The organism is Microcoleus sp. FACHB-672 (assembly GCF_014695725.1).
Classification (GTDB): Bacteria; Cyanobacteriota; Cyanobacteriia; order Cyanobacteriales; family Oscillatoriaceae; genus FACHB-68.
This window is the reverse complement of sequence record NZ_JACJOU010000007.1, coordinates 285,033-304,647: the sequence shown is the minus strand read 5'-3', so window position 1 is coordinate 304,647 and position 19,615 is coordinate 285,033. Positions and strand designations below refer to the sequence as shown.

At 44.8% G+C, this 19,615-nt stretch carries 11 protein-coding genes; 4 read left to right on the top strand and 7 right to left on the bottom strand.

The window, feature by feature from the left end; translation table 11 throughout:
• Window positions 1-46: 46 nt before the first annotated feature.
• Window positions 47-1,375, top strand: coding sequence for a sensor histidine kinase (locus tag H6F56_RS04955; RefSeq protein ID WP_190665732.1), 1,329 nt, complete (start codon window positions 47-49; stop codon window positions 1,373-1,375).
• Between the two features lie 68 nt (window positions 1,376-1,443).
• Here H6F56_RS04955 and H6F56_RS04950 read toward each other — a convergent pair whose 3' ends face one another.
• Window positions 1,444-3,180: a putative bifunctional diguanylate cyclase/phosphodiesterase gene (locus H6F56_RS04950; protein WP_190665731.1), complete on the bottom strand. Its 1,737-nt coding sequence runs from the start codon at window positions 3,178-3,180 to the stop codon at window positions 1,444-1,446.
• An 872-nt stretch (window positions 3,181-4,052) separates the two neighbouring features.
• Here H6F56_RS04950 and H6F56_RS04945 point away from each other — a divergent pair.
• The 3 genes from H6F56_RS04945 (at window position 4,053) to H6F56_RS04935 (ending at window position 10,026) form a co-directional block, all read left to right on the top strand.
• Window positions 4,053-5,597, top strand: coding sequence for a sensor histidine kinase (locus tag H6F56_RS04945; RefSeq protein ID WP_190665730.1), 1,545 nt, complete (start codon window positions 4,053-4,055; stop codon window positions 5,595-5,597).
• Between the two features lie 29 nt (window positions 5,598-5,626).
• Window positions 5,627-8,110 (top strand): adenylate/guanylate cyclase domain-containing protein, encoded by a 2,484-nt coding sequence (locus H6F56_RS04940; protein WP_190665729.1) that lies wholly within the window; start codon window positions 5,627-5,629, stop codon window positions 8,108-8,110.
• A gap of 287 nt (window positions 8,111-8,397) precedes the next feature.
• Complete coding sequence (locus H6F56_RS04935) at window positions 8,398-10,026, top strand: glycoside hydrolase family 10 protein (protein WP_190665728.1); 1,629 nt, start codon at window positions 8,398-8,400, stop codon at window positions 10,024-10,026.
• 100 nt (window positions 10,027-10,126) lie between these two features.
• On the opposite strand, the gene H6F56_RS04930 is transcribed toward H6F56_RS04935, so the two are convergent.
• From H6F56_RS04930 to H6F56_RS04905, 6 genes are all read right to left on the bottom strand, one after another.
• Entirely contained in the window at window positions 10,127-10,525 is a 399-nt protein-coding gene (locus tag H6F56_RS04930; protein ID WP_190665727.1) for a VanZ family protein, read from the bottom strand.
• Window positions 10,526-10,577: 52 nt separating this feature from the next.
• On the bottom strand, window positions 10,578-10,838 hold the full coding sequence (locus H6F56_RS04925; RefSeq protein ID WP_190665726.1) for a hypothetical protein: 261 nt from the start codon (window positions 10,836-10,838) through the stop codon (window positions 10,578-10,580).
• A 66-nt stretch (window positions 10,839-10,904) separates the two neighbouring features.
• Window positions 10,905-11,342 (bottom strand): zf-TFIIB domain-containing protein, encoded by a 438-nt coding sequence (locus H6F56_RS04920; protein ID WP_190665725.1) that lies wholly within the window; start codon window positions 11,340-11,342, stop codon window positions 10,905-10,907.
• A 168-nt stretch (window positions 11,343-11,510) separates the two neighbouring features.
• Window positions 11,511-12,465, bottom strand: a protein-coding gene (locus H6F56_RS04915; RefSeq protein WP_190665724.1) for an IS630 family transposase whose coding sequence is annotated in 2 segments (ribosomal slippage) — window positions 11,511-12,123 and window positions 12,122-12,465 — 957 coding nt in all. Because the reading frame shifts where the segments join, the coding sequence is not laid out codon by codon here.
• 132 nt (window positions 12,466-12,597) lie between these two features.
• Window positions 12,598-15,231 (bottom strand): alanine--tRNA ligase, encoded by a 2,634-nt coding sequence (gene alaS, locus H6F56_RS04910; protein WP_190665723.1) that lies wholly within the window; start codon window positions 15,229-15,231, stop codon window positions 12,598-12,600.
• Between the two features lie 817 nt (window positions 15,232-16,048).
• On the bottom strand, window positions 16,049-18,811 hold the full coding sequence (locus tag H6F56_RS04905) for a bifunctional acetate--CoA ligase family protein/GNAT family N-acetyltransferase (RefSeq protein WP_190665722.1): 2,763 nt from the start codon (window positions 18,809-18,811) through the stop codon (window positions 16,049-16,051).
• Window positions 18,812-19,615: the final 804 nt, after the last annotated feature.

The window sequence follows — 19,615 nt, the reverse complement described above, 5'->3', positions numbered from 1 at the left end:
CTATTGGTTCTCCCTATCCTTTGCTGTGTCTGGTGATTAACTTTTTATGTCAAAAATTCTTGTCGTCGAAGATGATGCGGCAACTCGGTTATTTCTCAAAAGAGACCTCCAACTAGAGGGGTATGATGTCACCGTGGCAAAGGATGGTGCCGAAGGACTTCTGCAAGCAAAGCAGTTACAACCGGCTCTAATTATTTGCGATTGGATTATGCCGCTGATGGATGGGGTGGAGGTGTGCCGGCAGATTAAGGCAGATCCCCTTTTGGCGACCACTTTTTTTATTTTACTCACCTCCCGTGAGTCTGTGGCTCACCGAGTCGAGGGACTGGATGCTGGGGCGGATGAGTTTCTTTCTAAACCGATCGATCCGAATGAATTGTTGGCACGAGTACGAGCCGGTTTGCGCCAGTACCAATTAACTCAAGAATTGAGTCAGTCTAACCAGCAGCTTAACCGAGCGATGCAAGAGTTGCAACACACCCAGATGCAACTGATTCAAAGTGAAAAAATGTCTGGTTTGGGGCAAATGGTGGCCGGCATTGCTCATGAAATTAATAACCCAGTTACGTTTATTGATGGCAATCTCGCCCATGCCGGCCACTATCTCCAAGATTTACTAAGGTTAGTAAAGCTCTATCAGAAACACTACCCCAACCCGGTTACAGAGCTTCAAGAGGAAATTGAAGCGATTGATTTTCAATTTCTGGCAATGGATTTGCCCAAAATTTTATCTTCGATGAAAATGGGTGCACAACGCATTCGCCAAATTGTGCTGTCATTGCGTAATTTCTCCCGCCTGGATGAAGCTGAAAAGAAGAAAGTTGATCTGCACGAGGGACTTGATAATACTTTATTAATTTTGCAGCATCGTTTGCAACCGAGTGACAGTTATTCTGGGATTCAGATTTTAAAAGAGTATGGAGAATTGCCCTTGGTTGAGTGTTATGCCGGCCAGCTCAACCAGGTATTTTTAAATATTATTAGCAATGCAATTGATGTGCTAGAGGAAGCGAAAAACCATCCTTTAGAGGCGGCTGAGTGTCTCTTGCCGGTGATCCGAATTCACACAGAAGTGAAGAATCATCGCTGGGTGGTAATCCGAATTGCGGATAATGGATTAGGGATGACAAAGGAAGTTGAACGGAAATTGTTTGACCCTTTTTTCACAACTAAACCAGTCGGTAAAGGCACTGGAATGGGTTTATCTATCAGCTATCAAATTGTGGTAGAAAAGCATGGTGGCACGTTAACTTGCATTTCTGAACCCGGACAGGGTGCTGAGTTTATTATTGAAATTCCGCTACAGCAATCCAAATCATTACTTGCTTCCCATCAGGAGCATACTTCTGATGTAGCAGGGCTGCGTCCTAGTTAAGGTATTTAAGCTGTTAGGTATTTAATTTTTCTAGGGAAATTGAGGGTGAGAGGGAGATGAATTTAAAATTAACCCGTGTCTGTTGAGTACAGATTGCGGGCTTGTTCTTTGAGCATTTTTTCTAAGGCTGTAGCCGGCACCGGCGGACTGAATCCATAGCCTTGCATAAAATCACAGCGATAGTGGCGCAGCAGGGCCTCTTGCGCCTTCGTCTCAACGCCCTCCGCAACCACTTTCAAATTCAAACTGTGCGCCAGTTTAATGATGCCAATGATAATGGCGGAATTTTTATCTTCATGACTGAGTTCGCTGACAAAGAAACGGTCTATTTTCAAAGTGTCAAACGGAAATTGTTGTAGGTAACTTAAGGAAGAGTAGCCGGTGCCGAAATCATCTAAGGACAGATGAATTCCTAAAGCTTTAAGTTCTTTTAGCGTAGCAATCGCTCTTGTTGGGTTCTGCACCACCGCACTTTCTGTCAGTTCTAACTCTAAAAAACGAGGCTCTAGCCCTGTCGCCTCTAAGATTTGAGCAACCCGATCGCTTAAACCCGGTTCATTGAATTGAACGGCTGACAAGTTCACCGCAACGGGTAAGAAAAATCCCGTTTCTTGCCAGTCTTTTGCTTGCCGGCAAACCGTCCGCAGCACCCATTCATCGATGGGGACAATTAAGCCGGTGGCTTCGGCTAGGGGAATAAATTCTGCCGGCGAGACTGAACCCCGTTTTGGGTGGTGCCACCGAATCAATGCTTCGGCAGCCACAATTTTTCCGCTCTGGAGGTCAACTTGGGGCTGATAATGTATTTGAAACTCAGACCGTTCTAAAGCATGGCGCAAGTCGAGTTCTAGCATCAACCGCTCATAAGATTTCTCCTGCATTGCTGCGGTGTAAAGCTGATAGCAATTACCACTCTGTTCTTGCGCCTCATGCATGGCAGCTTTGGCATTTTTCAGCAGACTATCGAGGTCTTCGCCATCATTCGGATACAGCGCTATGCCAATACTGCTGGTGATAAAAATTTTATATCCAAGCAAGGTAAAGGGTTGAGATAATTCATTAATAATTGTTTGAGCCATCTGGGTTGCTTTTTGCCCTTCTCCAACAGGGGGCAAAATTAAAGCGAGTTGCTGGCTGTTTAATCGGGCCACTGTGCCGATTTCGCTCACATAAGGAACAACCCGTTCACTAATTTCTTGTAGTAATAAGTCTGTATAGTCGGTTCCCAAACTGTGGCTGAAACGGTCGAGCTGATCTAGACTGAGCACTGCGACCGGAATGATTTGGTTTGGGAACAGTTGAAGACTAAGAGCCTGGTGAAATCGCTCGCGTAATAAAAGTCGATTGGGAAGATTTGTCAGGCTATCGTAATAAACTAAGTCATTGAGCTGGGAGATCGCTTGTTGAAGGGCTGTATTCTGCTGCTGCTTGAGCATTTCTTGCTTGCTCAACTGCGTTTTAATGGCACCGAGAAGTTCGCTTCTAGTGAAGGGCTTTGTCAGAAAATCATTGGCTCCTAGTTCCATTGTCTGACGCTGTGCAGCTCGATCTCCTCTAGCCGTGAGGCAAATAACCGGAATCATGGCAGTGGCTGGATTTTGTTGCAATGCAGCCAGTACGCCGTAACCGTCGAGTTCTGGCATCATAATATCGCACAGAATTAAATCGGGGAATTCTGTGCGTGCCAACTGCACTCCGATGCTGCCATTTTCGGCTCCTATGACGTTGAACTCCTCAGCCGTCAAGAGTGCCAGCAGGTTCTTGCGTATGGAGCGCTCATCTTCTATGACTAGAATTTTTTTCATCACTATTTACAGCCCGACTTAACAGTTTGGCACCCCAATCTCATGGCCTAATCGTAGCGAAATGCGCCGAAAACTGTTAAATCGACGCGATTTCTTAACGTTAATTTGCGAAATCCTAACTGGAAGGATTGACAAGGGTCTATGATGTTTAATTATGTTAAGTTTAAAGTATTCTGCAACCTATGCTACCAACACTCTCGCCCTCACTCCACGCCTCTCGCTACCTGACCTCTATCATTCTCACGATGGAGTGGCACCTTGCTTAAACTTCTATTTCTTAGGCAACTTAAATCCAAGTAGTTTAAAATTTGATATTACCATATATTAGTACATTTTTCTCTTATGATTAAACAAATATCTGCAATTTAAGCCAATTCTACAGGAGGCAAAAGGCAAAATCATGTATGCCATCTCACACCAATTATGCCGGCTCCTACCTTTGGACAAACCCAACCTGTTTAGTTGCTTAGGAAACGGTAAGTTTAGTCACCCGTATTCACTAAAAGTCGGTATTTTATTCTTTCAAAGCTATTCATCACTTAAGTTATATATTTTAAGTAATCTGATTTTATCGTTTGTTCTTTGGGTGATTAGACAGAAAAAACTGCAAATTCGTGACACCAGCCTCCATAAAAATTGCATTTTGCTTGTTCAATACCGGCTACCGCTATGGCGTTTTCAAGGAATTGCTGAGAATATAATTTTTTTTTTACATTGGTCAATGAACATTTTTTAGAATATTTTTGAATGAGAGATATCTATGAAATAATTACAGCTCAAAAAAAATCCGTTTTTAGCAAAAATGATAGTTTTGCTCGGACAACAATAATTTGTTTGATTTTTCTAAACTTATTTTACGGATAGGAGCCGATATGAACACCCTTTTAAAAAAACTATTAGGCCCACGCCGTATGGAGTATCTAACAATGGATCAAGACTTGATTGTTTTAGAAACTTCTGCCGGTGTCAAACGGTTTGCTGATCGTCCCGATGAAGTGGTTCCTGGCAATGATGTCCGCGCCGGCTTTCCTGAACTGATAGGAGTTGAACATATTTTATCAGAAGTTTTACAAGGCAAACAGGCGGGCTTTGAATTCAAGGGCATCGCTCGGTTCTCAGATCGGGAATCTCCTTTATATATCGATCTTTTCGTAAGTGAGTTTCAACATGATGAAACGCTAGAAAATCAGTTAGTCGTGTTCTTTGAAGATGTTACGGAAATGATGGTTTTGAAACAAACATTAGTTCAAAGAGCGAATGAATCTGGTTTATTACTCAGTGCGCTGGTTAGTTCAAAAGATTATATAGATAAAATCATTAAATCGATGGCCGATGCTTTATTGGTGACAACTTCTTCCGGCCAGATTAAAACGATCAATCAATCAAGTCAAGAATTATTTCAATATAGCGAAGAAGAATTAATTGGCCAGCCCATTTCGTTGATTATACCTGAGAAAAAACTTCTTTCTCCAATCATGGAGCCATCAGATTTATGCTTTCAATCTGAATTGTTGCAAAATATAGAAGTCGATTGCTATACGAAAGCCGGCGAAAAAATTTCTGTTGCGTTTTCCTGTTCAGTCATTCAGACAGATATAGAAGGCGTGCAAGATTTTGTTTATATCGGTCGGGATATCACCGAAAGTAAGCGTGCTGAAGCGGAAATTCGTTCTGCTCTGGAAAAAGAAAAAGAACTTAATGAAATGAAATCTAATTTTGTCTCGATGGCATCTCATGAGTTTCGGACGCCACTCACGATTATCCTAACTTCAGTAGAATTATTAGAAGATCACTATTATAGTCCTAAAAGATGCGAAAAAAAGACTCAACAATATTTTCAGATGATTCACTCAGCCGTCAAACAAATGACAAACTTATTAGATGATGTGCTGACGCTCGGAAAATCTGAAGCCGGGAGATTAGAATTCGATCCCAATTTCATTGACTTAGGAAAATTTTGTGGCGATCTGGTAGAAGAGATGCAACTCAGTGCCGGCAAAAAGCACGCCCTTACCTTTGTTAATGAGTGCGAAAATATTAATGCTTGTATGGATGAAAAACTCCTGCGCCATATTCTCACTAACTTGCTTTCCAACGCGCTCAAGTTTTCACCGCCAGGGAAGCCAGTTGTTTTGAACCTCATGTGTAAAGATAAAGAGGTAATTTTTGAGATTCAAGATCAAGGGATTGGTATTCCTTTAGAAGATCAAAAACGATTGTTTGAATTATTTCATCGGGCCAGAAATGCCCGAAATATTTCTGGCACCGGCTTAGGATTGGCGATTGTCCACAAGTCTGTAGAATTACACGGTGGCAAAATTATGGTAGCAAGTGAAGTTGGAGCCGGCACAACCTTTAGAGTCATGATTCCCTGGAATAACTCTCCCTTTTCAAATGAATATGAAAAGAAAAGTTAACCCAATAAATTTAAATTAAGAGAGTTGATATGAATAAGCATTTCAAAAAACTCTTAGTCCCGCGTCACCTGGAGTATCTGATCATAGGCGGGAACTGGATTATCTTAGATATATCCCCCGGTGTAGGAAGATTTGCGGATTGTCCTGATGAAGTGGAACCGGGAAAGGATGTCCGCACCGGCTTTCCTGAATTGATAGGAACTGAAGAGATTTTAACGGCAGTCTTGCAAGCACATCAGGAAAGCTTTGAGCTAAAAGGTATTGGGCGATTTTCCGAATTGACTTCTCCTTTTTATCTCGATTTTTATGTTAATGAATATACAGCCGATGAAGAAAGTTTTGAAAAAAAGTTGATTATTTTTTTTGAAGATGTCACAGAAAAAATGCTCTTAGAGCAAAGATTAGTACAAAGTACAAATGAATCAAATCTTTTAGTCAGCGCCCTCTCTCATTCAAAAAAATATAACAAACAAATTATCACATCAATGGCAGATGCCTTGATAGTTACTACATTTTCTGGCGCTATAAAAATAATTAACAAAGCCGCTCAAAATTTATTCAAATATGGGGAAGAAGAATTAATCGGACAGCCAATTTCAAGAATAATTGCTGATCGAAATTTTTTAAACTTAGTTTTTCAGGAGAAGCTTTTATCAAATGGTGAACTTCTGAAAGATATAGAAGTTGTTTGTCATACCAAAGCCGGTCAAAAAATTTTTGTTGAATTTTCTTGTTCGGGCCTCCAAACTGATATAGAAAACTTGAAAGATTTCCTTTATATCGGTCGCGATATTACGGAACGTCAACGCACCCAACAACGCTGGGGGGCGCAGTATGCTACAGCCCGGGTTTTATCTGAATCTGCGACATTAGAGCAGGCGATCCCTAAAATTTTGCTAGCAATTTGTGAAAGCGTGGGATGGACAGTTGGGGAACTTTGGATGGTAGAGAATGAAGAAATGAGAATGAAGCATGAAGAAAAAATTCTCACTTCTCATTTAGTTGGTGTACGCTCTCAATTGCTACGATGTGTGGAAATTTGGTCAAGACCGGCAGCAGTCAGCACAGAATTTATCGAAGTCTCCAAACAAACTACGTTTGCCTTTGGCGTTGGTTTACCCGGTCGTGTGTGGGCAAATCGTTCCCCGCACTGGATGAGCGATGTCGCTAAAGATGTTAACTTCTTGCGATCACAACTTGCCGCCCGATCTGGATTGCATGGAGGGTTTGGTTTCCCCATCCTCAGCAACGCTGAAGTGCTAGGCGTGATGGCATTCTTTAGCCGAGAAGTGCAGCAACCCGATGAAGACTTATTACAGACAATGGCTGCGATTGGCAGTCAACTGGGTCAGTTTATTAAGCGTAAACGAGCGGAAGCTGCGCTTTTTGAAAGTGAAGAAAGATATCGAGAATTGTTTGAAAATGCGAGCGATTTAATTCAATCTGTTACTGCCGGCGGTCATTTTATTTATGTCAATCGAGCTTGGCAAGAAACCTTGGGATATATAGCAGAAATTTCAGAATTAACCGTTTTTGATATCATTCATCCCGATTGTAAAGCTCAATGGTTACAGATATTTAACAGAGTAATATCTGGTGAAAAAATAGAGCGGTTTCAAGCTGCATTTCTTAGCAAAGAGGGTAAAAAAATTTCAGTAGAAGGAAATGTAAACTGTAAATTTGTAGAAGGAAAGCCCGTGGCCATTCGGGCAATCTTTCGAGATATCACCGAGCGATTGCAGGCGGAAGCGGAACTACGCCAAGAAAGGGAACAAACTGAACGCTTGTTGCTCAATATATTACCAGCACCCATTGCCGAGCGCCTGAAACAGGGGGCAAGTACGATTGCGGAAAACTTTGCCGAAGTGACGGTTATGTTTGCAGATATCGTAGGCTTTACGCAGATAGCTTCTTATCTGTCACCGATTGAATTGGTAGACTTGCTGAATCAAATTTTCTCAGCCTTTGATCGGCTGAGTGAACAGCACGGTTTGGAGAAAATTAAGACGATTGGGGATGCTTATATGGTGGTTGGCGGACTCCCCAATCGGCGGGCAGATCATGCTCAAACAATTGCTGCAATGGCCCTTGATATGCAAAGCGCAGTGGCCACATTTAATCAAGAGAATAATCAAGCATTTAGCATCCGGATCGGAATTCATAGCGGGCCGGTTGTGGCAGGAGTCATTGGCATCAAAAAATTTATTTATGATCTGTGGGGCGACACGGTGAATATCGCTAGCCGTATGGAATCACACGGTTTAGCAGGGCGAATTCAAGTGTCTGATGCCAGCTACCAACTCTTGCAGGAGTGTTATTTGTTTGAAGAACGGGGAACAATCTCAGTGAAAGGCAAAGGAGAAATGAAAACTTATTTTCTCTTAGGCAGAAAAGATCAGGACTGTGGCGAAATCGCGCAAATCCAAGGCCAAAATTCTGTATTGGGTGTGCGCGAGGTAACTCAGCGCCTAGTAGAACAGATTGAAGATAAACTGAGAGAAACTTTTGAGTAAATCCTCTGGATGCCGGTCAGGACGTGAGCGAGATTGTCAAAAATATTCACGATGAGCGAGAAGCGGTTTTTAACCGAATGAAAGGTAATTTAAAAGAAGCGAGAACGCTGTTATTTTTCCGGTTGGTCTGGAGCAAGCTTAGAAAATGACAAACAGCATTAAGAGACAGCCTGTTAGGGAGTCGTAAGGAACAAGCAACCGATGTACAGGAACTTTCCAGATATCGATTGCCTTGCTATCATTGGCATTGCTGTTTAGGGCTATATAAATCCAGGCGCAAAAATAACATGAATTTGATGGCTATTATTGTTCGAGTGCTAAGCCGGCTACGGCTTGCAGTTAGTAATTTCAGTGCGAAAGAGCAGAAAAGCTCACGCGCTGCCGAGTCCCCTCCATCTGCCGGTAAAGCAATCCGGCAAAAAAGCAAGTTATTAATATTTGTTTTGTCCCTACTATTCGGACTGAGTGTGACTCAGGTTTACGCCGCTTACCCACCCAGGCGCGTTGTCCAACAATCTCAAACACCTTCTGAAATGGTTACGGTTGGCCATACGCGAGAGTTTCGCGGCGTGTGGACAGCAACGGTAGCCAATATTGATTGGCCTTCAAAACCCGGAATGCCGGTGGAACAGCAAAAAGCAGAATTGCTGTCAATTTTGAACCGGATGCAGGCGTTAAACCTGAATGCTTTAGTATTGCAAGTCAGACCGGCAGGCGATGCTTTATACGCCTCTCAATTAGAACCTTGGAGTTATTGGCTAACCGGCACCCAAGGCAAAGCGCCGACACCCTATTATGACCCGCTAGAGTTTGCGATTGCAGAAAGCCACAAGCGCAATATCGAACTTCATGCCTGGTTCAACCCCTACCGTGCCAAGACACCGGATAAATTCTCGCTTGCCGGTAATCACATGGCAAAAGTTTATCCACAATACGCTTACCAATATGGCGATTTGCTGTGGATGGACCCAGGTGCGAAGCCAGTTCAGGATCGGACGTATGACGTGATCATGGACGTTGTGCGTCGCTATGACGTGGATGGGATTCACCTCGATGATTATTTCTATCCCTATCCGAAAAGCGGCATTTCCTTCCCCGACTCCAGAACTTACGGCGCTTACAAAGCAGCCGGTGGCACCTTTTCTCTTGCTGACTGGCGCAGAGACAATGTCAATCAATTGATGCAGCGTCTTGCTAAGGGAATTCGCGCCGAGAAACCTCACGTTAAATTTGGCATTAGTCCCTTTGGAATTTACCGGCCCGGACAGCCTGCCGGTATTGTCGGACTCGACCAGTACAATGAACTGTATGCCGATGCCAAGAAATGGTTAGAAGAAGGTTGGGTGGATTATTTAGCCCCACAACTTTACTGGCGCATCGATCCACCCCAGCAGAGTTATCCGGCATTGCTGACTTGGTGGACGCAACATAACCCCAAACGCCGCCACATTTACGCCGGTAACTATCTCAGCCAACTCAACGGCGGTAGCTGGACAGTTTCTGAGTTTAAACGACAAGTTGAAATTACCCGCAAGATGGCACCGCAACTTTCTTTAGGGAATATCTTTTTCAGCATGAAGGTATTCAAAGAAAATCGTTTGGGTGTAAATGAAGCTTTCCGATCCGCGCTTTATCCTTCGCCGGCATTGCCACCCGCCATGCCTTGGTTAGATAACGAACCACCGGCACCCCCAAGTGGAATAACGGTGACTTCTAACTACGTGACATGGGACAAGCCGGCTGCCAATGATGTTCGTTCTTGGACGCTTTATACCAAGGCCGGTAATACTTGGAAACTGCTGCGAGTGATACCCTCGAGCATAACGGCTTTTAAAGTTGAGCGCGGAACTTATGCCCTATCCGCCGTCGATGATACCGCCAACGAAAGTCAGGCAGTTGTCGTCTCCATACGGTAAAAACTAGGGGCATGGGGCATGGGGAGAGCATTCTCTATTATTCATTAACCATGCCCCTACCTTTAGGTTGGCGCAGCCTTGCCCCATGCCCGATTCCCCTCTATTTCTGCCTTTTCCGATCCCAAATTTCCCCAACCCAATAAAAAACTATAATGCCGGCCATGCTAGCAGCAAAATCCAAAAAACTCGCGCTGCGATTCGGTAAAGTTGCTTGCAGCATCTCTTCAAAAGCTGTAAATAAACTAAAGATAAATGGCCCTAGCGGAATTGGGTAATTAAAAATTGCCATCATGCGCCGGTTTATCGCACGATGGCTAAGAAAAGAAGCAATCCCGTACAAGAAAAAATGCCCAACCTTGTCAAAAGGCTCCTGCTGAAATAGTGGCAGAGGTAGCCTTCCTAAGTCCGCAAGCAGCATGATTAACAGCAGCAGGGCGAAAAAGCCAAAAAAGGCAATAATCCAGCCAAGATTTGATTTTTTGATTCCGCGAACTTTCATAGGTGCTTAGCCGGCTCACAATAGGGAAAAACAATCTAAACCTGTAGCCGGTTTAGGCATGACTATTTAATTCTTTTTGCAACCATTCATCCACCGGCTGTCCATCTTTCCGACGCAATTCAATATCAACTGCTATGACTTCCTTTGAACCCGGAGGTGCCGGCTTTTGATGAAAAATAATCTCGTAGTCTGCCGGCTCGTGATTCCGTTCCCGCAGCCAATCTTGCACCTTCATCGTGGCAAAAAATGACTGCCCTTCGGCAAACATCCGGTTAATTTGCATGTGGATAGTAAAGCGTTCAAATCTCGGCATAATCTACTCCTTTTAATTAATTTTAATTACCAAGGGTTGTCTTGTAACGAAAAATAAGCTAACGCATTAACCTTGGCGTCGCATTAACCTTGTTGCCAAATAGCTATCAAAAACATCAGATAAATATTCCTCCGCAACAGCTTCTTTGACTTCGTCTGAACTAAATTGTTGTCGGATAGCCGCTAATTCACCGGCATCTAACCAAAAACCCCCGCATTTTGGACATTCATCAACTAATACTTGCCGTTTCACGCTGAAAAAATGTCGCATCATTATGATAGTTTCACAGCGAGGGCAGTGTCGCTTCTTATTTTGATCAACCTCAATTGCTTTCGTTCTATCAATCGCTAAAAGAACTTCGCCGGCTGCCTCATCTGGCTCATCGACTTTTTTTAGCTCAAAGTTATCGAACCAAATTCCGCCGCACCCACCTTCGCAGGCATCTACTGTAATATTTCCTGCTACTTTTTGGCTTAAAGTTTTATCGCAAGCTGGGCATTTCATGTTTTTAACTCCTGATGTTTTGGTTAAGTTGAATTTTTAACTTTTGGCAGTGTTTTTTTTAACTCCAGATTAACGCCGATGAGTTTAACGGTTGGATGCAGTTATAATTTAATTTTAAAATTTTGGCAAGGGGTTGATTTTGTTAAAATAGAAAAATTATAGCATTTCTCATACCCGTGAGGTATGATAGCAACAATGAGTAAACCAGTGACGAATATCCTTCTTAGTTACCTGAAGCATAGCGCTAATAATGGAGTTGATTAAATCTTTATAGGTTCTGGCTGCTGTCTTTTTCAAGAGGGCTTTAACTTTTGACCAAAAATTTTCAATTGGGGAGAACTCTGGGGAGTAAGGAGGTAAATAAATCAGTCTAGCTCCCGCTGCTTCAATAAGTTCTCTGACCATTTCACCTTTGTGAATTTTGGCATTATCCATGACAACACACGCATTTTTCCAAAGTTTAGGGATTAACTTTTTGACAAGGAAAGCTTCAAACGTCGCTCCGTCTACTGCGCCATAAATATTGGATGAGGCCAAGACTTCTTTCAGCGACAGCGCAGAAAGCAAAGAAATGTTTCTGCCTCTTTTTTGGATTTTTTTACCTCTCGCTCTTTGGCCTTTTAAAGCTCTGGCATATAGCCTAACCATTGCGAGGTTAACTCCGGCTTCATCTATGAAAATCAGGTCTTCAACTCGGATATTTCTGATATTTAACCAAAAATCGACTCGCTGCTTTTGGACTTTCTCTCGCTCTTTTTCGGCAGCATAAAGAGTTTTTTTTTACGCTATAGTTGAGTTTTTGCGTGAGTCTCCCCATTGTGGCTCGACTGACTCTAACGTGAACCTTCTGTTCAAGCAAGTCACAAAGTTCTGCCAGAGTGGCATCATTATGAGTTTCGATGATTTCTATTAAATCAATTAATTGCTCGGCCTTGAGTTTAGGTTGAGGACTGCCTCCTTGAGGACGAGGATGAAGATTGCCAGTGTCTTTATATTGTTTGAGTAATTTTTGAACAAAGCTTGGGGCCACGTAAAAACGTTGAGCAAGCTGACGAATGGAGAGATTTTCTTTGTTATAGACTTCAATGATTTTTTGCCGAAACTCAATTGGGTAAGGCTTCATAGCTAATTTTTATAATTGATAGACTTGCCTCCGATTGTATCTCATAGCTGCGAGAAGTGCTATAATATTTCAATGCTTGTAAGGTGGGCAATCTGTGGTATATCACCAGGAGAAATTGCCCACCCTATAAGACTATTGCAAACCTTCAAGCAATTGAGTTCGAGCGCTTTCTAAGGCTGCTTTTAATTGGCTCGGATCGCGTCCACCGGCTTGTGCCAAATTCGGACGTCCCCCACCGCCACCGCCGCAAATTTTGGCAATTGTGCCGATAAATTTGCCGGCTTGTAAGCCTTTTTTATTAACATCTGCACCAAAGGCTGAGACTAAACTGACTTTGTCAGATTCGGGGACGGAACCTAACACAACAGCACCACCGGCACCGAGTTTCTGCTGCAACCGTTCTGCCGCTGTTTTCAACGCTTCGGCGTCAACATCATCTAACTGAGCGACAATAAATTTAAACTCACCAACCGACTCAGCTTTAGCTAACAATTGATCAGATTTTACAATCGCTAATTCTCCTTTAGCGGCTTCCAACTGCTTCTGGGTATTTTTCAGTTCCGTTTGCAAGCCGGTGATCCGATCTGGGATTTCTTCAGGTTTAACTTTGAAGCGATCACTCAAATCTTTAACCACCTTATCCCGGACATTTAGATATTCTAAAATAGCCGGGCCGGCAACCGCTTCAATGCGCCGCACGCCAGACGCAACCCCGGCTTCTGAAATGATTTTAAACACCCCAATTTCAGCCGTGTTGCTGACATGAGTGCCGCCGCAAAGTTCCATCGAAACGCCTGAATAATCAACGACGCGCACCTCGTCGCCATACTTTTCGCCAAACATGGCGGTTGCTCCTTTTGCCTTGGCTTCAGCGAGTGGCATAACTGTCACTTGAGCGCTGTGAGCTTCGGCGATCCAAGTGTTAATTTGCTCCTCTACTTGTTGCAACTCATCGGCTGTTAAGGAACGCGGACAATTGAAATCAAACCGCAGTCGGTCAAAGTCTACCAAAGAGCCGGCTTGAGAAATCGATTCATCCACAATCTTTTTCAGCGCCGCTTGCAAAAGATGCGTTGCTGTATGATTTGCCTGAACCCGCCGCCGGCAAGCGCGATCGATTTGTGCTGTTACGGGATCACCAACTCGTAACACACCCCGTTCAACGCGTCCAAAATGCACAAAGAAATCCGATTCTTTTTTCACATCTTCAATGCGAACTAGCACTTCATCGCCGCTGAGGTAGCCGAGATCGCCAATTTGTCCACCAGATTCCGCATAAAATGGCGTCTGATCTAAAACGACTTGTACCAAGGTGCCGGCTTCTGCCTCATCGACAGATTTACCGCTCACTAAAATAGCCGTGACATCTGCCTCTGCAACCGGCTCTGCGTAACCAACAAACTCTGTGGCTTGAATATGTTCTGCCAGCTTATCTAAGGAACCCTGCACCGTTAAATCAATCGTTTCGTGGGCTTCTTTTGCCCGTTCTACCTGCTTTTTCATTTCCACTTCAAAGCCGGCGGCATCAACGGTAATGCCTTGTTCTTCCGCAATTTCTTGCGTTAGTTCTAAGGGGAAACCATAGGTGTCATAAAGGGTAAAGGCATCGACCCCAGAAATTTGTTTTGGCTGCTTTGCCAGAATATCTGCCAGCAATTTTTCGCCGCGTTCCAAAGTTTTAAGAAAGCGAGTTTCTTCCCGTTGTAATTCGGCTTTAATTGCATCACCCCGTTTGCGGACGTTGGGATACGCCGTTTCAGAAAGCTGAATGGCTGTTTCTGCAATTTTTGGGGTAAATTCACCTTCAATGCCAATCAAACGCCCATGACGCACGACGCGACGAATGAGCCGGCGCAGCACATAACCTCGCCCAATATTCGAGGCGCGAATTTCATCAGCAATCATGTGAACCACTGAACGGACGTGATCACCAATCACTTTTAAAGAAACTTTGGTTTTCTCGTCTGCTGCGCTGTAGTCAATACCGGCAATTTCAGCAGCCGTTTGAATAATCGGAAAAATCAGGTCTGTTTCGTAATTATTCGGCACCTTCTGGAGGATTTGCGCCATCCGTTCCAATCCCATGCCGGTGTCAATGTTCTGGCTTTGCAGCGGCGTGAGATTGCCCTCTGCATCGCGGTTATATTGCATGAACACCAAGTTATAAAACTCGATAAACCGGCTATCGTCTTCTAAATCAATGCCGTCATCACCACGTTCTGGGTGGAAGTCGTAATATATTTCCGAACAAGGGCCACACGGGCCGGTTGGGCCAGATGTCCAGAAATTATCCTCCTCTCCCATGCGTTTAATTCGAGCTTCTGGGACGCCAATTTTATCGCGCCACAGGGCAAACGCTTCGTCATCTTCCCGAAACACGCTGACGACAAGACGTTCTGCCGGCAACCCAAATACTTTTGTAGACAATTCCCAACCCCAAGAGATTGCTTGCTCTTTGAAGTAATCCCCAAAGCTGAAATTGCCCAGCATCTCAAAGAAAGTGTGGTGTCTTGCCGTGCGTCCGACATTCTCAATATCATTCGTGCGGATACACTTTTGGGAAGTGGTGGCGCGGGGAAATTCCGGCGTTCGCTGCCCCAGAAAAATCGGCTTAAACGGCAGCATTCCGGCGATCGTCAGCAGTACAGTGGGGTCTTCCGGCACCAGGGAGGCACTTGGCAGCACTTGGTGCCCCCGTTCGGCAAAGAAGTCGAGGAATTTCTGTCTTATTTCGCTGCCGGTGAGGTTCTGGGGAGAGGAAGGCATAAAAGTTCAAACGCAACAAATAGGGGTTCAACGTTTTATCTATTGTTACATTCACTGTAGAACACAGCTACTTTTGGGTTTGGGTTTGGGAATTGGGCATGGGTCAAGGCTTCGCCAACCTAAAGGTAGGGGCATGGGGCATGGGATGTTCGATGATAGTTTCCTAGTTGGGCGGGTTGAGACGATAAATTTGGGTTCAACCTATACTTGCCCGTTAACTTATTGTCAACCACGTTGAGATCGCCTTGGTAGCCTAGAGGCCGGTTTGAATTTCCTTGCTCTGTGGGGAATTGAACGGAAATTCAGTCGGCAAACATTTAAGTTAGATTGATTAAAAGTTGCCTTTTGTAAACACTCCTAAACTTAAGTAAATAGCCCTTGGCAGTTACGAAATGCGGTGATAACTTAAGAATAGATACCAAACAGGTAGATGAAACAAATCAAAAACAAGTGTGTGGCGAACGACGCGGTATCTCCTGTCGAAAGCCTTGATGCAGCGGAAGCCCAGCGAGCATAGCAAAAAAAGTGGCGGAACCCTTTTGTTAAAGGGAATAAGCTAAACCTAATGTCTGGAAAGATGTGACTGTGCGGAACTGTTGAAGTTGAAGCTGCGAAGTGTAAACCCTAGTAAGTAGACTGTTCTTTTTCGGAAAACTAGCTCGTTGAACAATCAAATTTTCGCAATCCCGAGGGTCTAGTCATTGTTGACTAGGCCCTAAACTTTTTCGGGAAGCTTTGAGGGGAGAGTGGGAGAGGGGAGAAAAGTATTGATAGCCCTCATCCCTTGTTCTGTGATCTTCCCCGGATGCCTTGGCGGTTAGAGATCGATCTCTGCTTTCACCACATCTACAGAACGATTGAGGCGCAAGCCAAGTTTCTCACTGACGCGCTGCATTTCCAGATTTTCTGGCAAGATATCAGCACAGATGCGGCTGAGGTTCTCATCACGTCCCACCTGTAGCAACCGGCTCAGTAATTCAGTGCCTAAACCTCGATGTTGGTACTTGTCACTGACAAGCAAACCAAACTCAGCTTCATTCGCACCGTGCAATTTGCTTAAGCGTCCAAAACCCAGAATCTCGCTTTCGCCCGTCTGCGGGTTAGTATACTCAGCAACCAGTGCCATTTCCCGGTCGTAGTCGATAAAGCAAATGCGTGTCAGTCGTTCGTGGGAGACGCGCCGGCTCAACTTCAAAAGGTGGAAATACCGGAAATAAACACTACGATCACTGAGGGTTTCATGGAACTTAACCACCAGTGGCTCATCTTCTGGACGAATCGGACGAATAATCACCGGCATCCCATCTTTCATTGTCCACGGTGCGACATATTGCGTCGGATAAGGGCGAATTGCCGGCAGCGGAAGTTGATCTTCCGTTAACTGTGGATCGTGCAGCACCACCCGCGCATCCAATGCGATCAATCCCGATCCGTTAGCGTGTGGATCGTGGGGAGTTGCCAGCAACGGATTAATATCAATCTCCTTAATCCAAGGCTGTTCAACCACAAGCTGGCTGAATCGCACCATTAACTGTTCTAGTGCAGCCAAATCAACCGGCTTCCGTCCCCGCACTCCTTTTAAGGCTGTGTAGATTTTTGTTTGTTCCATCATCCGCCGCGCCAGGGTGGTGTTAAGTGGTGGTAGCGCTAGTGCGCGATCTTTAAACACTTCCACTAATTGTCCGCCGGTGCCAAATAATAGAACCGGCCCAAATTGGGAATCAAGACTGCTGCCGATAATGATTTCGTAGCCTTCGAGTTTGAGCATCGGCTGAACCGTAACGCCGTGGAAATGCTCAGCACCCACTTTCTCAGTTACCGAAGATTGAATTCCCCCATACGCGCCTCTAACGGTTTCCTCGTCTTGCAACAGCAGCCGCACGCCGCCGACATCGGTTTTATGGGTTATTGTTTCAGAATAGAGCTTCAGAACCACTGGATAGCCAATTTCTTCCGCCAGTTGCACGGCTTCGTCTTCACTCTTAGCAATGCGCGTGTCAACGGTGGGAATTCCATAAGCAGCGAGTAGTTGCTTCGATTCATACTCGGTGAGAATCGTTCTGCCGGCTTTACGTGCGTTGTGGATAATATTGTCCGCCGTTTGAAGATCGCAAGCATTTTCCCCACAATCTCTCGATATCTCCGGCGTCTCGTATAAACCCCGCAAATTGTAGGTGTAGCGCCACATATAGTTAAAGATATGAGCCGCTGAATCGGGATAGGGCAATGTAAAAATATTGGCGCGGTTCAAAATTGCTTCGCCGGCAGCCACATCAGCACCTCCCATCCAACTGGCCAAAATTGGCTTCCCGTTCAATTCAGGCGTAACCAACTTGAGCTGTTCAGCCGTCTGAGTCGGATCGCTCATTGCTTGCGGTGTGAGAATTGTCAGCAAGCCGTCGCTGTTGGGGTCTTTTGCTGCAATTGCAATCGCTTTGGCGTATCGTTCCGGTTCCGCATCCCCCAAAATATCAATCGGGTTGCCGTGACTCCAATGCGTCGGCAGAAACTCATTCAGTGCAGTTATGGTTTCTGGGGATAATTGTGCCAGTTCCCCACCTTCCCCAATTAAAGCATCGGTTGCCAGGACTCCTGGCCCGCCGGCATTGGTGAGAATGGTTAAACGCTTGCCTTTGGGACGGGGTTGCTTTGCCAACACTTCCGCCATATTAAAGAGATCGTCAATGGTGTTGACTCGCAAAACGCCACTGCGCCGGAATGCTGCATCGAGTACCTCATCACTGCCGGCAAGTGCACCTGTATGAGAGGCTGCTGCCTTTGCTGCGGCATCTGTGCGTCCAGATTTAATCACAATAATCGGTTTAGTCAGCGCCACTTCCCGCGCTGCCGAGAGAAATGCTCGCGCATCCCCGATAGACTCCATATATATAACAATGCTTTGCGTCCGCAAATCGTCGCCGAGGTAGTAAATTAAATCGCCCCAACCGACATCCAGCATGGAACCAATGGACATAAACGCGCTGAACCCGACATTCTCGCGGAAACTCCAGTCAAGGATCGCGGTGCAGAGTGCGCCACTTTGCGAGATAAATCCAACATTGCCGGGACGCGCCATGACGCTGGCGAAGGTGGCGTTTAAGCCGGTTAGCGGACTCATGACGCCCAGACAATTTGGGCCAATAATTCGCATCCGTCCCCGCCGTGCTTCTTTGAGGATTTGCTGTTCGAGTTCAATGCCTTTTGGCCCAATTTCCCTGAAGCCGGCGGAAACAATAATTGCGCCTTTAACGCCGGCATCTACACACTCTTTAATTACGCCCGGTACAGTGGGTGCCGGTGTGACGACAACCGCCAGATCGACGGCTTCCGGCACATCTGCAATCGTGGGATAAGCTTTGATTCCCAAGACGCTGTGGCGTTTGGGATTGACGGGGAAAACAGTCCCCCCAAACGGGTTGCCGATCAAGTTCCACAGGATAGTGCGCCCAACACTTCCAGGTTTTTCAGTCGCACCGATTACAGCAACGGTTTGCGGTGCGAAGATGGCATCTAGGGGTTGACGTTCGTAGCGTAAAACGTCATGGGCAAAATCGGTGGTTGGCTTGATAGGCGTTGGCATCGCTCACTCCTGTTTTACTACCTCAAGCTTACGGGCCGGTTCTTCACGCGAAGGGTGTTCATTCCGTACCTACAACAGCGTAACTTTTAGTTTCGCCTTGAGGGTGTTTTTTCAAGACATCTTTATCTCTTGCCCACCTGTTCTAAAAGCCTTGCAAACTGCTAGAGATTGAGGACAATTTTTTATCTATCCTCTTCCCCCTCGCATCTATCCAAGGATAGTGATTATTTTGAGCGTTCAATTGGCTGTGCCCAGATCAGTCTTTGTGCCATGTCGCCGGCTCTCTGAAACTGATCAATTGGAGCCATATAACTGTGAAGTTTGTATAAAAACTGCTCCATCAATGTAAAGACTTTTATTAAATACATTTTTCATGTTTAAAAAACTTAATAATGCCCACTTTTCTTTGTAATGTTTAATACAATATCAATAAGAAGTTAAGAGGCAAAGCCCCGAAATAGAGGGGATAAAGTTTCCACAATTCAGCCAATCTCGAAGCTGTAGTTTTTACGAAAAGAAAAAACCTCCTTGCCTTTATAAGCCATTTGCTTAAAGAAAAAATTGATCCCCAATCTGATCTTGAGCCGTTTTAGAAGTAAAAGGCTTAATTGGTGACTGATTCCTGTCAATCGCTCACCCAGTGCGTATCAAGCTTAATGCTTTAGGTGCAGACTACATTTCTAGCAATTTGCAATGTTCAAAATTGCTTTATATATCACTTAAATTACTGTCTCTATCTTGGTTTTGATCGCTGTATTTTTCAGTGATCTTACTGAGTGATGCAATCAAATCTACAAACTGGAG